This window comes from Chromohalobacter israelensis DSM 3043 (assembly GCF_000055785.1).
GTDB lineage: Bacteria > Pseudomonadota > Gammaproteobacteria > Pseudomonadales > Halomonadaceae > Chromohalobacter > Chromohalobacter israelensis.
On the sequence record NC_007963.1, the window covers coordinates 1,313,559 to 1,330,707 of the forward strand.

A 17,149-nucleotide genomic window follows, 5' to 3' on the forward strand; every position below is an offset into this window, starting at 1 on the left:
AGCGGGAGAGCACTCACGTGAGCAAGGTTCTGGTTCTGTACTATTCCAGTTACGGGCATGTCGAAACACTGGCCAACGCCGTCGCCGAAGGGGTCCGGGGCGTCGCCGGCACCCAGGTGGATCTGTATCGCGTGGCCGAGCTCGTGCCCGACGAGGTGGCCGCCAAGTCGGGCTACAAGGAAGACACCACCGCCGCCGTGCTGGACGATCCCAGCGTGCTGGCCGAGTACGACGCGATTGTCGTCGGTACGCCCACGCGCTTCGGCAACATGGCTTCGCAGATGCGCAACTTCTGGGACAAGACGGGGGGCCTCTGGGCGCAAGGCAAGCTGATCGGCAAGCTGGGTGGCGCCTTCACCTCCACCGCCAGTCAGCATGGCGGACAGGAAACCACGCTGACCTCGATTCATACCACCCTGCTGCATCATGGCATGGCGGTCGTCGGTGTACCTTACTCCTGCCCGGCCCTGACCGAGCTCGATGAGGTCTCCGGCGGGACGCCCTATGGCGCGACGACCATTGCCGGTGGCGACGGCAGCCGCCAACCCAGCGAAAACGAGCTGACCATCGCCCGTTTCCAGGGCCAGCACATCGCCGAAATGGCCGCCAAACTCGCCGGCTGAGCCTTCCGCCTGTCGCCATCGATGCCAGACGCCGTGCCCAGGGCACGGCGTTCTGGTGTCGGTCAAGACCGCCGCGCTTGCCCGCCTATCCGCTCACCAACCTCGCACGACTGGTGCCGTTGCCCAGCGGTTCGACCTGAATCTGCACCGGGATGCGTTCGTGCATTTCCTGGACGTGGGAGATCACGCCGACGCGGCGGCCCAGGGCTTGCAGGCCGTCGAGCGCCTCCATGGCCAGGGCCAGGGATTGCGGGTCGAGGCTGCCGAACCCTTCATCGATGAACAGCGATTCGATGGTCAGTTCGCCGGAGGCCATGGAGGCCAGTCCCAGCGCCAGGGCCAACGAGACGAGGAAGGTCTCGCCGCCGGAGAGCGAGTGCACCGAGCGACGCTCGTCGCCCATGTCATGATCGATCACCAGCAGGCCCAGCTCGCTGCCGCCGCGCATCAGGCGGTAGCGGCGGCTGAGCCCTTGCAAGTGAGCGTTGGCATGTTCCAGCAACTGCTCCAGGTTGTAGGCCTGGGCGATGCGTCGGAAGACCTTGCCATCGGCGGAGCCGATCAGCTCGCTGATGCGGCCCCAGCGGCGATATTCGTGGCGTGCTGCCTCGAGCTCGGCCTGGCCGGCCTGCTGTCGCTCGCGGCGACGATCGTCGTCGTGCAGGGCGTGGGCAGCGTGATCGCGGGCCGCTTGCGCGGCGTCGTGCCGGGGCGCCAGCTCCTCCCGAGCGTGGTCGAGAGCAAGCCGGCGGCGGGCGATCTCCGCCTCGGCGGCATCGCCAAGCAGCGCCGTCTCGTCAGCGTCCTCGGCGACGAGTTCCTGGTCGCGGCGATGGGCGATCAAGGCCTGGCGGCGCTCGGCGAGAGTGGCTTCGGTGCGTTGTCGGGTTCGCTCGGTTTCTTCGAGTTGACGTTCCTGACGCTGGATCTCGTCCTCGGTCTGCGCCAGTAGGCGTTCCAGGAGGGCGTCGCTCAGATCCGGATGCATGGCGCGCCACTCGGCCAGGTCGCGATCGAGAATGCTTTTTTCGTCGCGCAACGCGTCCAGGCGCTCGCTTTCGTGCTGGGCCTGCTGAGCAAGCGTCTGACGGTGCTGCTGGGCGTCATGCAGGCGTGTCAGCGCGGCGTCGCGGGCCTGGCGGGCGCTGTCACGAGCGGCGTCGAGAGACTGCTGCCAGGCATCCGGCGAGGCGTGTTCGCCGAGCAGCCCCGCGAGTTGCGCGGCGCAGGCATCACGTGCTTCGCGCAAGGGCGGCAGACGTTCCGTCAGTTGGGCCAGTTCCTGATCCAGCCCGGTGCGCTGGGCATCGAGCTGGGCGAGCGTCAATTCGCTCTGGCGCAATGCTTCATCGAGGGGTTCGAGTTCGCGTTCGGCCTGGCTCAGGGTGTGCAGGAGGTGCGCGTGTTGCTGGCGCGTGGCGTCGGCATCCTGGCGTTGACGGACCAGCCAGTCATCGCGTGCCGGCGGCTCGATGGCGGCCAGTTCGGCGCCGAGGGCGTGCGCGTCGAGGGCCCGGTGCGCCGCCTGCCGTCGCTTATCGGCGTCGGCGAGATCCTGACGTTGCTGCGTCAGCGAGGTTTCCAGCGCGCGATAGTGGCCGAGCAGTTCGTCGCGTTGCTGCTGGGCATCGTCCAGTGCCTGCTGGGCCTGGGTGAGCTGGCGTTCTTCTTCCGCTTGCTGGGCCGCGAGCTGGGCGGATTCCGGGCTGGCCGGCGGCGCGTGGCGCCAGGGGTGGTCGAGTCCGCCACAGACCGGGCAGGGCTGACCGTCCTGCAGGTGCTCGCGGAGCCGGGTCACGCTTTCGCTGCGCACCGCGCGGTTGCGTTCGACCATCTCGCGCACCGTGCGGTAATGGCGATCGCAGTCGTCACGACGCTGACGTGCGGCCTGCCCCTGGGTCAGCAGGGTCTCACGGCGTTGGGTATCCGCGTCGAGGCGTTCGGTGAGCGTGCGATGGGCGTCATCGGCACGCTGGACATCCTGCCAACGGCTGTGCAGCTCGCCCAACGCCAGGTGACGCTGGGCGGCCTGATCATGTGCCTGCTGAGCGGCCTGGCGGGCATCCGCCACGCGGGCGTGGTCACCCATCGATTGGCGCAGGGTGGCTTGCCAGTCGTCGCGCTGCTGGCGCTGGCGTTGCTGCGTCTCGCGGGCCTGGCGGTGCCGCGCGGCCAGTGCTTCCGACTGACGGTGGCGCTCGGCGTGGCGTTGTTCCAGTTCCGCGAGCTGCTGCTCTTGGGTGGCGAGTTGCTGGGCCTGCTCGCGCGCCTGGCGTAGCGTCGGTTCGGCATGCTGACGGGCCGCGTCGGTCTGGGCGAGCGCTTGCTCGGCCTCGTCGCGTGCCCGGGTAGCGCCGTGCTGCGCGGTCTCGGCGCGTGCCAGGTCTTCGCGCGTGGCAGCATGTGTTTTCTCGAGGCGAGCGATTTCGTGGGGCAGCTCGGCCTGGCGGGTCAGACGATGACGCTGAGGGGCGATCAGGCGTCGCCATTCGCGATCGGCCCGCTGGGGGGCCAGCGTCTGCCAGTGCGCCTCGGCATCGCGGTGTTCGCGCTGGCCGTGATCCCGCGCGTCGCGCAGCTTGGCATCCGTGGCATGCCACTGGGCCTGTGCCTCGAGATGCCGGGCCTGGCGTTGCACGGCATCGAGCTCGGCCTGGGTCTGCTGGGCGTGACGTTCCAGCTCGGCACGGGCCTCGCTGTCGGCGGGCAGATCGTCGGCGAGCCTGGTCTCCAGGGCGTCGACGGCGCGTTTCGCGTCGCTGGCACGCCGATAGGCAGCGATCGAAATCGCCGAGTACTCGGCGGTGCCGGTCAGGCGCTCGAGCAGGTCGCTGCGTTCGTTGTCATCGGCCTTGAGAAAGGCGGCGAACTCGCTCTGGGCCAGCAGGACGGCCCGAGTGAATTGCTCGAAGCTCAGCCCCAGTCGCTCGGGCAGCAGGCGATCGAACTCGCGCTTCTGGGTGGTCAACAGGCGGTCGCTATCCAGGTCGGTGAGCGACTGCTCGATCTTCTGCAGCTTGCCGTCGGCCTTCTCGCGGGCGCGACGCACGGCCCAGCGGGCGCGGTAGCGGCGGCCGTCGCGGCCCAGGAAATCGACCTCGGCATGGCCGCTGGCGGTACCGCGCCGCAGCAGGGTCCGCGGGTCGGCAGTGTTGAGGGTTTCTCCTTCCACGTCAGGCAATGGCGCCTCGCGGCCGGGAGCCTGACGCAGCCGAGGCGTGCCGCCGTAGAGCGCCAGGCACAGGGCGTCGAGCAGGGTGCTCTTGCCGGCGCCGGTGGGGCCGGTGATGGCGAACAGCCCGGCATCGCGCAGTGGTGCGGCGGTGAAGTCGAGCTCCAGCGGACCGGGAATCGAGGCCAGGTTGGCCAGGCGCAGGGCGAGGATCTTCATGAGGGTGTCTCGTCGTCGTCCATGATGGCCTGACGCAATCGGTCGAAGTCGGCCAGTGTCGCCGTGTCCGGCGCTTCGCCCCAACGGGCTTGCCAGGTGCGTTCGAACAGCTTGCGCGGACCGAGCGAGGCCAGCTCCACCCGGGCCGGGGCATCGTCGGTCGCGACCCGGGGCAGACGTCGTTCCAGACGCAACAGGCGCAAGCTCCTGCCGGCCAGCGCGGCCTCCACGCGAGCCCGCAGGTCCGGCATGGGTGCCTCGAGCTCGACGCGCACCTCCAGCCAGGGCCAGCGCTCGCGCGGCAGGTCGGGCGTATCCTCCAGGGCGTCCAGCTCGACGAGCACGTCATCCAGTGGCGCCGGGCCAAGGCGGTGCATGGCCACCGGGCGCGGTATGGCCAGCGTTTCCACGCCGGCGAGACGTTCGTTCTCCAGCGTGATCTCGACGACCTGATGAGGGTAGGCCACTTCGCTGAAATCCAGCGGCAAGGGGCTGCCGCTGTAGCGGATGCGCGACTCGCCGACCTGCTGAGCGCGGTGCAAATGGCCCAGTGCCACGTAGGCGATGTCAGCGGGGAACAGCGAGGCCGGGATCGATTCCTCGCCGCCGATGACGATGGGGCGCTCGCTGGCCTCGGAGACGGTGGCGCCGTGCAGGTGGGCGTGGCTCATGGCGACGAGCGCCTGGTCGGGAGTGCGGCGCTCGCGGGCGGCGGCGATCAGTTGCCGGTGCACCTGGGTGATGCCGGCGACGTAATCGTGGCGCGCCTCGCATTGGGTGTCGTCGCTGGCCGTGAAAGCGCCGGTGACCTCCGCCGGGCGCAGGAAGGGCAAGGCCAGGCACCAGGCACGTGTCTCGCCACTGGCATCGGTGAGCGGGATCAGCAGGTGCTCGGCGTCGAGCCGGCCGTCGTCGAGCCAGCGCACGCGGCCCAGAGCATGGGTGTTGAGGCGCTGCATCAACGGCGCGGGCAGCTCGATGCGGTTGCCGCTGTCGTGATTGCCGGCGATCATGACGATGGTCAGTTGCGGCAGCCGCTGATGCGCCTCGACGATGAAGTCGTAGAGCAGTTCTTGGGCGCGCAGCGAGGGATTGACCACGTCGAAGACGTCCCCCGCGACCAGCAGGGCATCGGGGCGGCGCGTGTCGAGCGTCGTCAGCAGCCAGTCGAGAAAGGCGCGTTGCTCGACATGGCGCTCCTGACCGTGGAACGTCTGGCCCAGATGCCAGTCCGCAGTGTGGATGAGTTTCACGCAAATCTCCTATACCGGCCCTTCAGTCTACCGGTTGACGCGGAACGGCCCAATGGCCGTGCCAAGGGGCCGGGCCGGGAGGCGTTCAAGACAAGGAGGAAGCGTTATGGCCAGGCAGGCCGCATTGCATGAGTGGAGTCTTTCCGCCGAGGAGGCCGTGGCGTTGCAGCGTCGCCTGGCGCCGCGCGTGGTCAGGCACGGCAGACCTCAAGCGGTGAGCTGCATCGCGGGCGTGGATATCGGCTTCGAGGACGATGGCGAGACCACGCGCGCGGCGGTGGTGGTGCTCGACTGGCCGTCGCTTGCGGTGTGCGAGTCGGTGGTTCACCGCGAACCCACGCGGATGCCCTACATTCCCGGCTTGCTGTCGTTCCGCGAGATTCCCGCCGCGCTGGGCGCCTTCGAACGACTGGCAGCACATCCCGATCTGGTCATGGTCGACGGTCAGGGCATCGCGCATCCCAGGCGGCTCGGCGTGGCGTCGCACCTGGGCTTGTGGCTGGACGTGCCGACCCTCGGCGTGGCCAAGAAGGTGCTTTGCGGTCGTCATGGCGAAGTGCCGACCACGCGCGGTGCATGGACGCCGCTCACCGACCGTCGGCGTGCCGAGGACCCCGCCGACGTCGAGGTCGACGCCGAAGGGCGCGTGGTCATCGGCGCGATGCTGCGTTCCCGCGAGAACGTCAAGCCGGTGATCGTCTCTCCCGGGCATCGGCTGGATCAGGCCACGGCGCTGGAATGGGCGATTGCCTGCCTGGGCAGGACCAAGCTGCCCGAACCGACCCGGCTGGCGGATCGCCTGGCCTCGCGAAGAGGTTAGGTCGTCAGTGCCAGCCAGTGCTCGCCGAGCCAGCGTCCGGCGCGCTCGATCTCGGCTTCCGGGGCACCGGCGTAGCCGAGAACGAGGCCTGGCCGGCCGGGGGCCTGCAGATAATGGTCGGAAAGCGGCGACAGCCGCAGGCCTGCCTGCTCTCCACGACGGATCAGCTCGCGTTCCAGGTCGTGGCTTGCCAGGTAGGCGACCAGATGCATTCCCGCATGGCCGGACGAGAGTTCGAGCCCGTGTGCCACTGCCGGCGCCAGGGCGCGTCGCAGCGTGGCCTGCCGCGCCCGGTAGCACTGGCGCATGCGGGCGACGTGGCGCGCGAAATGGCCTTCGCCGATGAAGTCGGCAAGCGCCGCCTGGGTCACGTACTGCCCTTCCCGGTGCAGACGGGCGTTGATGCGCTGAAAGCTCGTCACCAGTGACGGCGGCAGCACCAGATACCCCAGCCGCAGCCCTGGATAAAGGACCTTGCTGAAGGTGCCGACATAGATTACCGGGGCGTTGTCCATCAGCCCCTGGAGCGAGGCGATGGGCGCGCTGGTATAGCGGAACTCGCTGTCGTAGTCGTCCTCGATGATCCAGGCGCCATGCTGCTGGGCAAGCCCCAGCAGTGCCGTGCGGCGCGCCAGCGACAGGGTCGCGCCGCTGGGGTACTGGTGCGACGGTGTCACGTAGATCAGTTTGGGGGAGGGCGTCTCGGGGGGCAGCGACGCGACGTTCAGGCCCTCGTCGTCGACCGGCACCGGTTGCAGGCTCAGGCCTGCGGCGGCGAAGCAGGCCTGCGCACCGCCGTAGCCCGGCTCCTCCAGCCAGACGTCATCCCCGACATCGGCGAGCAGGCGCGCGATCAGCTCGAAGCCCTGTTGCGCACCCTGGGTGATCAGGACCTGTTCCGGCCGGCAGCGCACCGAACGCGATAAACGCAAGTAGTCGCACAGTGCCTCGCGCAGTGCCTTCACGCCGCCTTCATTCCGGTAATCGAACCAGTCGATGGGGGCGCGTTGCTGATGACGGCGCAGCAAGCGTTGCCAGCGCTCGCGAGGAAAACGATCCAGCGCCGGCACGCCCGGCGCGAAGACCGCATGACGTGCGCTCGGGGGCGCCGTGAAATCGAGCAGGCGTTCGCCACGACGCGAGAGCGTCACGGGCGTCGAGGAAGGGACATCGAGGGGCGTCTGGGGACCCCGCTGCCAGTCGGCAATGAAGACCCCGGCGCCGGGACGCGACACCAGGAAGCCTTCGGCGACGAGGCGGTCGACCGCACTCAGCACCGTGTTGCGCCCGATGCCGAGCTCGGTCGCCAGTTGACGGGACGAGGGCAGTGCACTCCCCGGAGGGAGCCGGCCCTGCTGGATGCCGCCGCGCAGGGCGTCGTAAAGGCGCTGGCCGAGCGTACGGACATCCGGCTCGGCCAGTTGAAGATTCAGTGCCTCCTGAATCCAGAGACGGTGAGCATTCGGATCAGCCACTGGTTCCCCGTAAATAGGACAAACTGGTTCTTCTTGGGGAACCATTATGTCGCCAGACTGAGGTTTCGTCATGTCCGAACGCGAGCCTTGCCATGATCACGATTCGCTCTGCCACCTTCGCCCACCTCGACGACCTGGTGCCCCTGGTCGATGGCTATCGCCGCTTCTACCGCCAGTCCAGCGATGTCGACGGTGCCCGTCGTTTCATGCAAGAACGCTTTTCCAGGGGCGATGCTCATGTGCTGCTGGCCCTCGATGACGACGACCATGCGATCGGCTTTGCGCAGCTCTTCCCGGTGCCTTCCACGACCAGCCTGTCATCGCGCTGGATTCTCAACGATCTGTTCGTCATGCCCGATGCTCGCCGCCAGGGTGCCGGGAGTGCCTTGCTGGAAGCGGCTCGCGAGCTGGCTCTCGCTCATGAAGTGCCACAGTTGATGCTGCGCACCCAGGTCGACAACGAGACGGCCAAGGCCCGTTACCATGCGCTTGGCTGGCAGCGCGACCAGGCCTTCGATACCTACCTGCTGACGATCTGAAACCTGATGCCATGACCCATCGAACCAACGACTACGGCCAGCCGGTCGGTTCCGACATCCCGCATTGGCAACCGCCGTCAGAACCTGATGCCGAATGCCTGGCAGGGCGTTTCTGCCGGCTGGAACCGCTGGATGTCGCCCGCCATGCCGAGGCCCTGTGGCAGGCGTGGCAGGTGCCGGCCCCGGAGATCGATAACGACACCGAGGCGCGCGCCCGCTGGACCTATCTGGGGGGCCGTCCCTTCGACGACGCGGCCGGCTGTCGAGGCTGGCTGGCCCGCATGAGTGCAGCCCGGGACATGCGCTGTTACGCCGTCGTCGATGCCATCGAGGCGCGGGCGGTGGGCATGGCCGCGTATCTCAATATCGTGCCGGCCGATGGCCGCATCGAGATCGGCCATCTGAGCTTCTCGCCCCGCATGGCACGGACCCCGATATCCAGTGAAGCGCTGATGCTGATGATGGCCCATGCCTTCGACCGGGGATATCGGCGTCTCGAATGGAAGTGCGATGCCCTGAATGCGCCATCCCGCCGTGCCGCCGAGCGGCTCGGTTTCCGCTTCGAGGGCATCTTTCGCCAGCACCGGGTCGTGGCCGGGCGAAACCGGGATACGGCCTGGTTCTCGCTGCTGGATGGCGAGTGGCCGGCGGTTCGCGAGTGCCACCGCCGCTGGCTGGCCCCCGAGAACTTCGATGCCACGGGCCGCCAGCATCGTTCTCTCACGTCGATGACGGCCGCCCTGCGTCACGATCCTTTTCCCTCCTGAGAGTCGAACCATGTATCAGCCGCCCCAGTTCCACATCGACAGTCGCGCCGAATGTCATCGGGCCATCGAGGAGGCGCCTTTCGCCACGCTGGTGACCCGTGATGCCTCCGGCGAGCTGTGTGCCGATCACTTGCCGCTGTTGCTGACACCGGCGGGAGGCGAGTGGCCATCGGATACCTTGCGTGGCCATATCGCCCGTGCCAATCCGCTTGCCGGGAGGGGCGAAAGCTCCCTGGAGGGCATCGAGGCCCTGGCGATCTTTCATGGGCCTCAGGCCTACATCACGCCGAGCTGGTATCCGGCCAAGCGTGAGCACGGCAAGGTGGTGCCGACCTGGAACTATCAGGTGGTGCACGCGCATGGCCGGCTGCGCCTGATCGACGATCCACGCTGGCTGCGCGAGATGGTGACCGCGCTCACCGAGCGCTTCGAAGGCGAGCGGCAGAGGCCCTGGCGGGTCGAGGATGCCCCCGACGAGTACATCGCCGCGATGTGCCGCGCCATCGTCGGGATCGAGATCACCGTCGACCGCCTCGAAGGCAAGCTCAAGGCGAGCCAGCACAAGCCGCTCGATGAACGCCGAGCCATTCATCAGGGGTTGCAAGATGAATATGGCTACGGGGAGCAAGAGGCCGCCTGCCTTGGCGGTGTCACACCCGAGGATTGAGCGTCGGTATGGCGGCGTCGTCAACGCCTAGACGATATCCAGGGGCGGCTTGCGCGACGGCGCGGGGAAGGCGGCGTCCAGCCGTGCGAGACTGGCGTCGTCCAGCGCGAGCCGCATGGCGGCGGCATTGGCTTCGACGTGTGCGGGCTGTACCGCCTTGGGGATGGCGATGACATCGCGTTGACCGTCGGGCGCGGGGCGGGTCGCCCAGGCCAGCAGCACCTGGGCGGGGCTGACACCGAACGCGTCGGCGATGGCGCGAACCTTGGGGTGGTCGAGCGCTTGCCCGCCCTGGGCCAGGGGGCAGTAGGCCATGGTCGGCAGGCCGCGTTCACGCTGCCAGGGCAGCAGGCTGTGCTCGATGCCGCGCGAGCCGAGATGGTAGAGCACCTGGTTGACGGCGCAGCGGTCGCCGCCGGGAACGGCCTGCAGGGCGCGCATTTCGTCGACGTCGAAGTTGGAGACGCCGTAGCGACGTATCTTGCCCTGGGCTTGCAGGTGCTCGAAGGCTTCCAGCGTTTCCTCCAGCGGAACGTTGCCGGGCCAATGCAGCAGATAGAGGTCGAGACAGTCGGTATCCAGGCGTTGCAGGCTGCGCTCGCAGGCGGCGATGGCGTCCTCGCGGCCGGCATTCCACGGGTAGACCTTGGAGACCACGAAGGCCTCGTCGCGACGACCGCGCAGGGCCTCGCCGACGATTTCCTCGGCACCGCCGTCGGCGTACATCTCGGCGGTATCGATCAGTGTCATCCCCAGGTCGAGGCCGTATTGCAGGGCATGGACTTCGTCGCGTCGCGGGGCGCGGTTCTCGCCCATGTGCCAAGTCCCCTGGCCGATGGCGGGCAGGGCGACGGCGGGCTCACGCTCGGTGGCGGCCAGCGTGACGCGGGGAATGTCGTTGGCGGGGGACGTGGTCATGGTGGAGAGCCTCCCTGGCAAGTCTGGCATGGATGTGGGCTTGCCTTCAGGGTGCGCCGACACGGCGGGATGCGGCAAGTCCGGTATACTGGCAACGTCACTTTCGTTTCAGGATCGATCCCATGCCCGAGCGTCCTCTGGATGCCGATGTCATCGCCATGACCCGCGCCTGGGTGGCGCGCTTCGTCGTGGCACGCAATATCTGCCCGTTTGCCGGTCGCGAGGTTCGACGCGACACCATTCGTCATGCCCTGGTGCGCGGCGACGATCCGCAGGTCATGCTGCACGCGCTGGTCGATGAATGTCGTCGCCTGGATGCCGAGCCGGCCATCGATACGACGCTGATGATCCTGCCGGACGGCATGTCCGATTTCGAGGATTACCTGGATCTCTTGAACGTCGCCGAGGCGTTGCTCGAGGCGGAAGGGTATGCCGGTATCTACCAGCTGGCGAGCTTCCATCCCGAGTATGTCTTCGCCGGGGCGCCGGCGGAGGACCCCGCCAATTACACCAACCGGTCGCCGTGGCCGATGTGGCATCTCCTGCGCGAGACCAGCGTCGAGGCGGCCGTGGCGGCGTACCCCGATCCCGAATCGATCCCCGAGCGCAATGTCGATGCCCTGCGCGAGGCGGGCCATGCGGTCCTGGCGGAAGAGTGGGCGGCATGTCGCGCCGTGCGTGCCGACGAGTGAGCCCTTGAAGTCCACGACATCACCCATATGGACTATGGTGTAGGGGCATCATGTCCACTCACGAAAGGAGGCACGAATGAGTATCGAGAAAACCGGTTCCGCCCATTGGCAAGGCAGTCTCAAGCGTGGCAAGGGGACGGTCTCTACCCAGAGCGGCGCGCTCAAGGACAATCCATACGGTTTCAACACGCGTTTCGAAGGCGAGCCGGGCACCAATCCCGAGGAATTGATCGCGGCCTCCCACGCCAGTTGCTATTCGATGGCGCTGTCGATGATTCTGGGCGAAGCGGGCCACGACCCCGATGACGTGCGCACCGAGGCGACCGTGACGCTGGACAAGGACGACAGCGGCTTCAAGGTCACCAAGGTGAATCTCGTCACCCGTGCCAAGGTACCGGGTATCGATCAGGCGGGCTTCGATGACGCCGCCCAGAAAGCCAAGGAAGGTTGCCCGATCTCGCGCCTTCTGAACGCCGAGATCACGCTCGACGCCCGACTCGAAGGGTAACGACGCGTTCCATTCGGGCCGGCCTCGGCCGGCCCGTTGATGCTCCCTGTCGATTGTTCTCCCCACGGTGCCGTAAAAACCTTGACAACGGCGCTGAAGTCTTCCCGTGAATCTGTTAGCCTCCTGCGCGGTCGTCGGCCGGTACCTCCCGCCTTGTTTGGGTGCCGCGACGCTGGACGCTGACATAACACGATCACCGATCATTCGAACGGAAGACCACATCCATCATGGCTACTTCGCAAGAGACCGACGCGAGTGCGTCGCGCCCGCTGAATCGTCGCGACGTCAAGGTGCTGTCGCTGTCCGCGCTCGGCGGCGCCCTGGAATTCTACGACTTCATCATTTTCGTGTACTTCGCGACGGTGGTGGGGCAACTGTTCTTTCCCCCTGAAATGCCCGAATGGCTGCGTCAGATCCAGACCTTCGGGATCTTCGCCGCCGGCTACCTGGCACGCCCGCTGGGCGGCATCATCATGGCGCATTTCGGCGATCTGCTGGGGCGCAAGAAGATGTTCACCCTGTCGATCTTCCTGATGTCGGTGCCGACGCTGCTGATCGGCGTGATGCCCACCTACGACACCCTGGGGTATGCGGCGCCCTTGCTGCTGGTGGCGCTGCGCATCCTGCAAGGGGCCGCCGTAGGCGGTGAAGTCCCCGGCGCCTGGGTGTTCGTCACCGAGCACGTCAAGCGCCACCATGTGGGCTTCGCCTGCGGCACGCTGTCCGCCGGCCTGGTATCGGGCATTCTCATCGGCTCGCTGATGTCGGCGTTCATCAAGACCACCTACAGTGATGCGGAGCTGGCCGCGTATGCCTGGCGGATTCCGTTCTTGATCGGCGGGGTGTTCGGATTGCTGGCCGTGTATCTGCGGCGCTGGCTGCACGAGACGCCGGTCTTCGCCGAAATGCAGCAGAAAAAGGCGCTGGCCGAGGAACTGCCGGTCAAGAGCGTCTTGCGCAACCACTTGCCGAGCGTGGTGCTGTCGATGGGCGTGACCTGGATTCTCACCGCCGCCATCGTGGTGGTGATCCTGATGACGCCGAGTCTGCTCGAGACGCGTTATGGCCTGGATGCCTCGCTGGCCAATGTGTATGCCATTCTCGGTGTCGTGGTGGGGAGTCTGGCTTCCGGCTGGTGCGCGGATCGCCTCGGCAGCGGCCCGACCATCGCCTTTTGGGGCGTGCTGCTGGCCATCAGCTACTGGGTGATGATGACCACCGTGAGCACGCACCCCGAATGGCTGACGCCGCTCTATATCCTGAGCGGCTTCGCGGTGGGGATCGTCGGTGTGGTACCCACCATCGCCGTCAAGTCGTTTCCGGCGGTGGTGCGTTTCACGGGACTGTCGTTTTCCTATAACGTCGCCTACGCCATCTTCGGTGGCTTCACGCCCATCGTGGTGTCGGTATTGATGACCGTGCATCCGCTGTTCCCTGCGGTCTACGTCGCCGCGCTGGGCGGGCTGGGCGTGATCATCGGCGTGTACTTGATGCAAACGTCCAGCGGGCGCCGACTGGCGGTCATGCCATCGTGACGCATTGACGCGCGACCTCGCCATGCCACGACGCCCCGCCGATGTGCGGGGCGTCGTCTTTCGGGCTCTTCTAGGAGCGTCGCGCGGCGTCGACGAGGCCTCGGATCAGGCGCTGCTGGGGACGGTTGAAAACCAGGAATTCGGGATGCCACTGGACGCCGATGAGGTACGGGTGGGTCGGCGCCTCGATGGCCTGGATCAGGCCGTCGCGATCGCGCGCCACCACCTCCAGGGCGTCGCCGAGCCGGTCCACCGCCTGATGATGAAGGCTGTTGACGCGGCATCGCGAAACGCCAAGCAGGCCGTGCAGGCGGCTGTCGGCGGTGATGTGGACATGCTTGCGGGGCAGTACGGTGCGTTGACGCCGCACGTGATCGTAGGCGGTGTAGATATCGCCGATCAGCGTGCCGCCGCAGTGGACGTTGATGATCTGTGCGCCCCGGCAGATGCCCAGTACGGGGAGTCGCTGGGGAAGAAAGCGTTCGAGCAGCGAGAGCTCGAGACGGTCCCGTGCCGGGTCGACGCGCACGTCCAGCCGCATCTCTCCCCCATACAACTGGGCGCCGATATCGTCGCCACCGCCGACCATCAAGCCCGCGAGCCCCTCGGGGATCTCGCGCGATGGCGACAGTCGCACCGGGCGGCCTCCGGCACGCCATACGGCGAGCCAGTCGCAGGCCCAGGCCATCAGACTCTTGTGGTCGGACGTGGTGATCCCGATCAGCGGCCTTGCCCTCATCCTTCCACCCAGCGTTTCAGCTTGTCCAGCCAGTGGCTCACCGTGGATTGCGTATGGTGGGCGCAGTAGGCCTGCCGCTGCGTGTGCAGGCTGTGCGCATCGGCGGCCAGGCGTTCGACCGTCACCCAGCGGTTCCATTCCGTGACGCTGCCCCAGCCGGGCGCGTTGAGCTGAGCGTTGGGCAAACGGTAATGGAACGTGGGGCGCGGCTTGACCAGTGACTCATGCAGCAACGGGTGCGCCGACTCCGGCGCCAGATGGGCAAACAGCGGGCACATGTCCAGCTCGCGGTTGCGCGTCGGGTTGTCGCGCAGATAGTCGCTGATCAGTTGGGCCCGTGTCGGCGCGTAGTCGGGCGCGAGGATCCTCAGGGCATAGGCCTTGGGAAACGGATTGGTATGCGGCAGGATCTCGCGCGTCAGGTCGACCCGAATCTGATCGCGCAGCCAGGCGGCCAGGATGGTGTAGGCCTGCAGGTGGGCCAGCACACTGGCGGTGCCGGTATCCGGCACCTCGGGATTGAGATGCAGGCCGAAGCCGTAAAAGACGCTGGCGTCGGTGCCTTCCGCGCCATAGCGACGCAGGGCGTCGAAGAGGCGGTCGAACTCGCCGAGCTCCGACCAGGGGATCGGCGGCGAGACGATTTCGGTGGGCACGAGCCCAGCGACCATCTCGCCGAGCCACTCGCGGGAGCGTTGATGGAATTCCACGCGCCACTCGCGTCCCGCCGAAGGTGCCTTGCCCGGCGTCATCCCGTTGGCCTGCATGACCGTCGCGTCGGGATGCACGTACTTGCTGTCCAGCTCGATGGTGAACTTGCCCCAGGGCGTGCCTTCGACACTCATGCGGTGGGGGCTCTGGCGCACGATATCGCCACCGAAGCACTCGGCGACCAGCCGAGCGGCGGTGTCGGGCATGATGCCGGCGAATTCGATTTCCACCCCGACCCGCCGTTGGCGTCCCTGGGCATTGGTCGGGTGGGGAGGCGGCAATGGCTGCACGGATGACTCCTCGCGGAATTCGCGGTGCCGGTGAATGAGATGGCACATTAGCCCTACAGGTTAACATCGCCGGGGGCCGAAGACGTAATCCAGCGCCGGGGCAGGAAGCACGATTTCCGGCGCGGGCCGCGGGCGTTCCACCGCATGAGCGCTCATCACGCACGCCTCGCCAGACACGTCATGGTGCGCGACGGTCGATGAACCAATGCTTCATGACCTCGGTGATACGGCGCAAGTCGTGAGTCGAGGTGACATAGGCCGGCATGGTGTACAGCCAGCGGCCGAAGGGGCGCAGCCACACGCCTCGTTCCCGGGCGAAGTCGGCCACGCCCGCGAGGGCGGCGGCGTCGTGGACCTCGATCACCGCGGTGGCGCCCAGCACGCGCACGTCGGCCACGGCCGGGTGGGCGCGCAACGCCGCGTCGTCGCGCAATTCCTCGCGCAGCACGCCGTTGAGCGTCTGTATGCGGCCCAGATAATCGTCCTCCTCGAACACCGCCAGGCTTTCCAGTGCCACCCGGCAGGCCAGCGGATTGCCCATGAAGGTGGGGCCGTGCATGAAGGCATGTTCGGGACTATCCCCGATGAACGCCGAATGCACCCGGTCGGTGGCCAGCGTCGCGGCATGGCCCAGGTAGCCGCCGGTGAGCCCCTTGGATAGCACCATGATGTCCGGGGTCACGTCGGCGTGGTCGGCGGCGAACATCCGTCCGGTACGCCCGAAGCCGGTGGCCACCTCGTCGAACACCAGCAGCACGTCGAACTCGTCGCACAGCTCCCGGGCGCCGCGCAGGTAGTGGGGCGAGGTCATGTTGAGCCCGCCGGCCGCCTGCAGCAACGGCTCCATCAGCAGAGCGCCTATTTCCTCATGATGGGCCTCCAGCACGGCGCGCAGGGCATCGAGGTCGGCCTGCACTTCTTCACGGCTGGCCTCGAAGCCGGCGGTGGGCGCCGGCGCGAAGTGATGCTGCGGCAGGAAGCCCGCGAACAGCGAATGCATGCCTTCCTCGGGATCGCACACCGCCATGCACCCGGCGGTGTCGCCGTGATAGGCCTTCATCAGGGTCAGCATGCGGCGCTTGGCCGGCTTGCCGCGCAGATGGTGGTACTGCACGGCCATCTTCATGGCCACTTCCATGCCCACCGAGCCGCTGTCGGAGAAGAACACATGGTTCAGGCCGGCGGGCGTGACGCGCACCAGTTCCCGGGCCAGGCGGTCGGCCGGCGCGTGGGTCAGGCCACCGAGCATCACGTGGCAGAGTTCATCGGCCTGTTGCTGGATGGCGCGCACCAGGCGGGGGTGACGATAGCCGTGGATCATGCACCACCAGGAGCAGGTGGCGTCGAGCAGCGACTCGCCGGTGTCCAGGGTGAAGCGCGGGCCGTCGCCGCCGACCACCTTGGGGGCGGGAGCTTGGGTCTTGAGGTGCGCGTAAGGATGCCAGACGGGAGATGTCATCGGAGTTCCTCGCATGTGGGTTGCGTATCAGGGCGCGGGGGCCGGACGTCACGCATCGCCGGGCAGCGTCAGATAGTCGGCGGCGGCATGGGCGCGCGCGTCCGGCGTGGCGGCGGCCAGGCGCGGCACGATGCCCAGGCAGGGCGCCTCCAGCGTGCGCTCGAGGGTCGCCAGGTTGTCGCGATAGCAGGCTTCGTCGGCGACCTCGTCGAAGGACAGGCCCGGGTCGATCAGGTTGCCCACCCAACCGGCCAGCGGCAGGCCGTCGGCGCGGATCGCCTCGGCGCTGAGCCGGGCGTGGTTCAGGCAGCCGAGCTCGAGCCCGACGACCAGGATCACCGGCAGTTCGAGGCGCACCGCCAGGCCGGCGAGGTCCTCGTCGTCGTTGAGCGGTACCCGCCAGCCGCCGGCACCCTCGATCAGCGTCAGGTCGCGCTTCTCGGCCAACGGGTCGGCGACGTGCGCGACCAGGGCGTCGAGGGTGGGTATCCTGCCGGCCCGACGGGCGGCCAGATGCGGCGCGATGGCCGGCGCATAGGCATAGGGATTGAGGGTGGCGTAGGGCGGGGTCGGCATGCTCTGGGCCTGGAGAGTCAGAGCGTCGATGTTGCGCAGCCCTTCGGTGGTGGACTCGCAGCCGGAGGCCACGGGCTTGAGCCCTAGGGTGGTCAGGCCGCGACGGCGGGCCAGCGCCAGCAGGCCGCTGGCCACGAGAGTCTTGCCGGCGTCGGTGTCGGTGCCGGTCACGAAATAAGTGGTCAT

16 protein-coding genes are annotated in these 17,149 nt (G+C 67.5%); 8 read left to right on the top strand and 8 right to left on the bottom strand.

Annotation, left to right across the window (positions count from 1 at the left end; translation table 11 throughout):
- The first annotated feature begins 17 nt into the window (after positions 1 to 17).
- Positions 18 to 623 carry an NAD(P)H:quinone oxidoreductase gene (wrbA, locus tag CSAL_RS05845; RefSeq protein WP_011506450.1) on the top strand — a complete coding sequence of 202 codons (606 nt, stop codon included), beginning with the start codon at positions 18 to 20 and terminating at the stop codon, positions 621 to 623.
- An 85-nt stretch (positions 624 to 708) separates the two neighbouring features.
- On the opposite strand, the gene CSAL_RS05850 is transcribed toward wrbA, so the two are convergent.
- Positions 709 to 4,014, bottom strand: coding sequence for an AAA family ATPase (locus CSAL_RS05850; protein ID WP_011506451.1), 3,306 nt, complete (start codon positions 4,012 to 4,014; stop codon positions 709 to 711).
- Positions 4,011 to 5,267: an exonuclease SbcCD subunit D gene (locus tag CSAL_RS05855; protein ID WP_011506452.1), complete on the bottom strand. Its 1,257-nt coding sequence runs from the start codon at positions 5,265 to 5,267 to the stop codon at positions 4,011 to 4,013. Before CSAL_RS05855 ends, CSAL_RS05850 begins: the two co-directional genes overlap by 4 nt.
- Before the next feature lie 106 nt (positions 5,268 to 5,373).
- On the opposite strand from CSAL_RS05855, the gene nfi reads away from it, so the two are divergent.
- Positions 5,374 to 6,087 (top strand): deoxyribonuclease V, encoded by a 714-nt coding sequence (nfi, locus tag CSAL_RS05860; protein WP_011506453.1) that lies wholly within the window; start codon positions 5,374 to 5,376, stop codon positions 6,085 to 6,087.
- Here the strand turns inward: nfi and pdxR are convergent.
- Positions 6,084 to 7,607, bottom strand: a complete 1,524-nt coding sequence (gene pdxR, locus CSAL_RS05865) for a MocR-like pyridoxine biosynthesis transcription factor PdxR (RefSeq protein ID WP_187290074.1) — start codon at positions 7,605 to 7,607, stop codon at positions 6,084 to 6,086. The genes nfi and pdxR overlap by 4 nt on opposite strands.
- Positions 7,608 to 7,654: 47 nt before the next feature.
- Between pdxR and CSAL_RS05870 the strand changes: the two genes are divergently transcribed.
- The 3 genes from CSAL_RS05870 to CSAL_RS05880 are packed head-to-tail and all read left to right on the top strand — an operon-like array spanning position 7,655 to position 9,535.
- Positions 7,655 to 8,101, top strand: coding sequence for a GNAT family N-acetyltransferase (locus CSAL_RS05870; RefSeq protein WP_011506455.1), 447 nt, complete (start codon positions 7,655 to 7,657; stop codon positions 8,099 to 8,101).
- 11 nt (positions 8,102 to 8,112) lie between these two features.
- The gene (locus tag CSAL_RS05875; protein WP_011506456.1) at positions 8,113 to 8,868 is read left to right on the top strand and encodes a GNAT family N-acetyltransferase; all 756 of its coding nucleotides are present in this window, start codon (positions 8,113 to 8,115) and stop codon (positions 8,866 to 8,868) included.
- A 10-nt stretch (positions 8,869 to 8,878) separates the two neighbouring features.
- Positions 8,879 to 9,535, top strand: a complete 657-nt coding sequence (locus CSAL_RS05880; RefSeq protein ID WP_011506457.1) for an FMN-binding negative transcriptional regulator — start codon at positions 8,879 to 8,881, stop codon at positions 9,533 to 9,535.
- 27 nt (positions 9,536 to 9,562) lie between these two features.
- Here CSAL_RS05880 and CSAL_RS05885 read toward each other — a convergent pair whose 3' ends face one another.
- The gene (locus CSAL_RS05885) at positions 9,563 to 10,453 is read right to left on the bottom strand and encodes an aldo/keto reductase (protein ID WP_011506458.1); all 891 of its coding nucleotides are present in this window, start codon (positions 10,451 to 10,453) and stop codon (positions 9,563 to 9,565) included.
- A 122-nt stretch (positions 10,454 to 10,575) separates the two neighbouring features.
- Between CSAL_RS05885 and CSAL_RS05890 the strand changes: the two genes are divergently transcribed.
- From CSAL_RS05890 to CSAL_RS05900, 3 genes are all read left to right on the top strand, one after another.
- Positions 10,576 to 11,145, top strand: coding sequence for a DUF1415 domain-containing protein (locus CSAL_RS05890; RefSeq protein ID WP_011506459.1), 570 nt, complete (start codon positions 10,576 to 10,578; stop codon positions 11,143 to 11,145).
- A gap of 76 nt (positions 11,146 to 11,221) precedes the next feature.
- Entirely contained in the window at positions 11,222 to 11,653 is a 432-nt protein-coding gene (locus CSAL_RS05895) for an OsmC family protein (protein ID WP_011506460.1), read from the top strand.
- A 227-nt stretch (positions 11,654 to 11,880) separates the two neighbouring features.
- Positions 11,881 to 13,188, top strand: a complete 1,308-nt coding sequence (locus tag CSAL_RS05900) for an MFS transporter (protein ID WP_011506461.1) — start codon at positions 11,881 to 11,883, stop codon at positions 13,186 to 13,188.
- 70 nt (positions 13,189 to 13,258) lie between these two features.
- On the opposite strand, the gene CSAL_RS05905 is transcribed toward CSAL_RS05900, so the two are convergent.
- From CSAL_RS05905 to bioD, 4 genes are all read right to left on the bottom strand, one after another.
- A complete protein-coding gene (locus tag CSAL_RS05905; protein WP_011506462.1) occupies positions 13,259 to 13,927 on the bottom strand; it encodes a gamma-glutamyl-gamma-aminobutyrate hydrolase in 669 nt (222 codons plus the stop codon).
- Positions 13,924 to 14,928, bottom strand: a complete 1,005-nt coding sequence (locus CSAL_RS05910; RefSeq protein ID WP_043558042.1) for an amidoligase family protein — start codon at positions 14,926 to 14,928, stop codon at positions 13,924 to 13,926. Before CSAL_RS05910 ends, CSAL_RS05905 begins: the two co-directional genes overlap by 4 nt.
- Positions 14,929 to 15,106: 178 nt before the next feature.
- Positions 15,107 to 16,387: an adenosylmethionine--8-amino-7-oxononanoate transaminase gene (bioA, locus tag CSAL_RS05915; protein ID WP_011506464.1), complete on the bottom strand. Its 1,281-nt coding sequence runs from the start codon at positions 16,385 to 16,387 to the stop codon at positions 15,107 to 15,109.
- 48 nt (positions 16,388 to 16,435) lie between these two features.
- Positions 16,436 to 17,149, bottom strand: coding sequence for a dethiobiotin synthase (gene bioD / locus CSAL_RS05920; protein ID WP_011506465.1), 714 nt, complete (start codon positions 17,147 to 17,149; stop codon positions 16,436 to 16,438).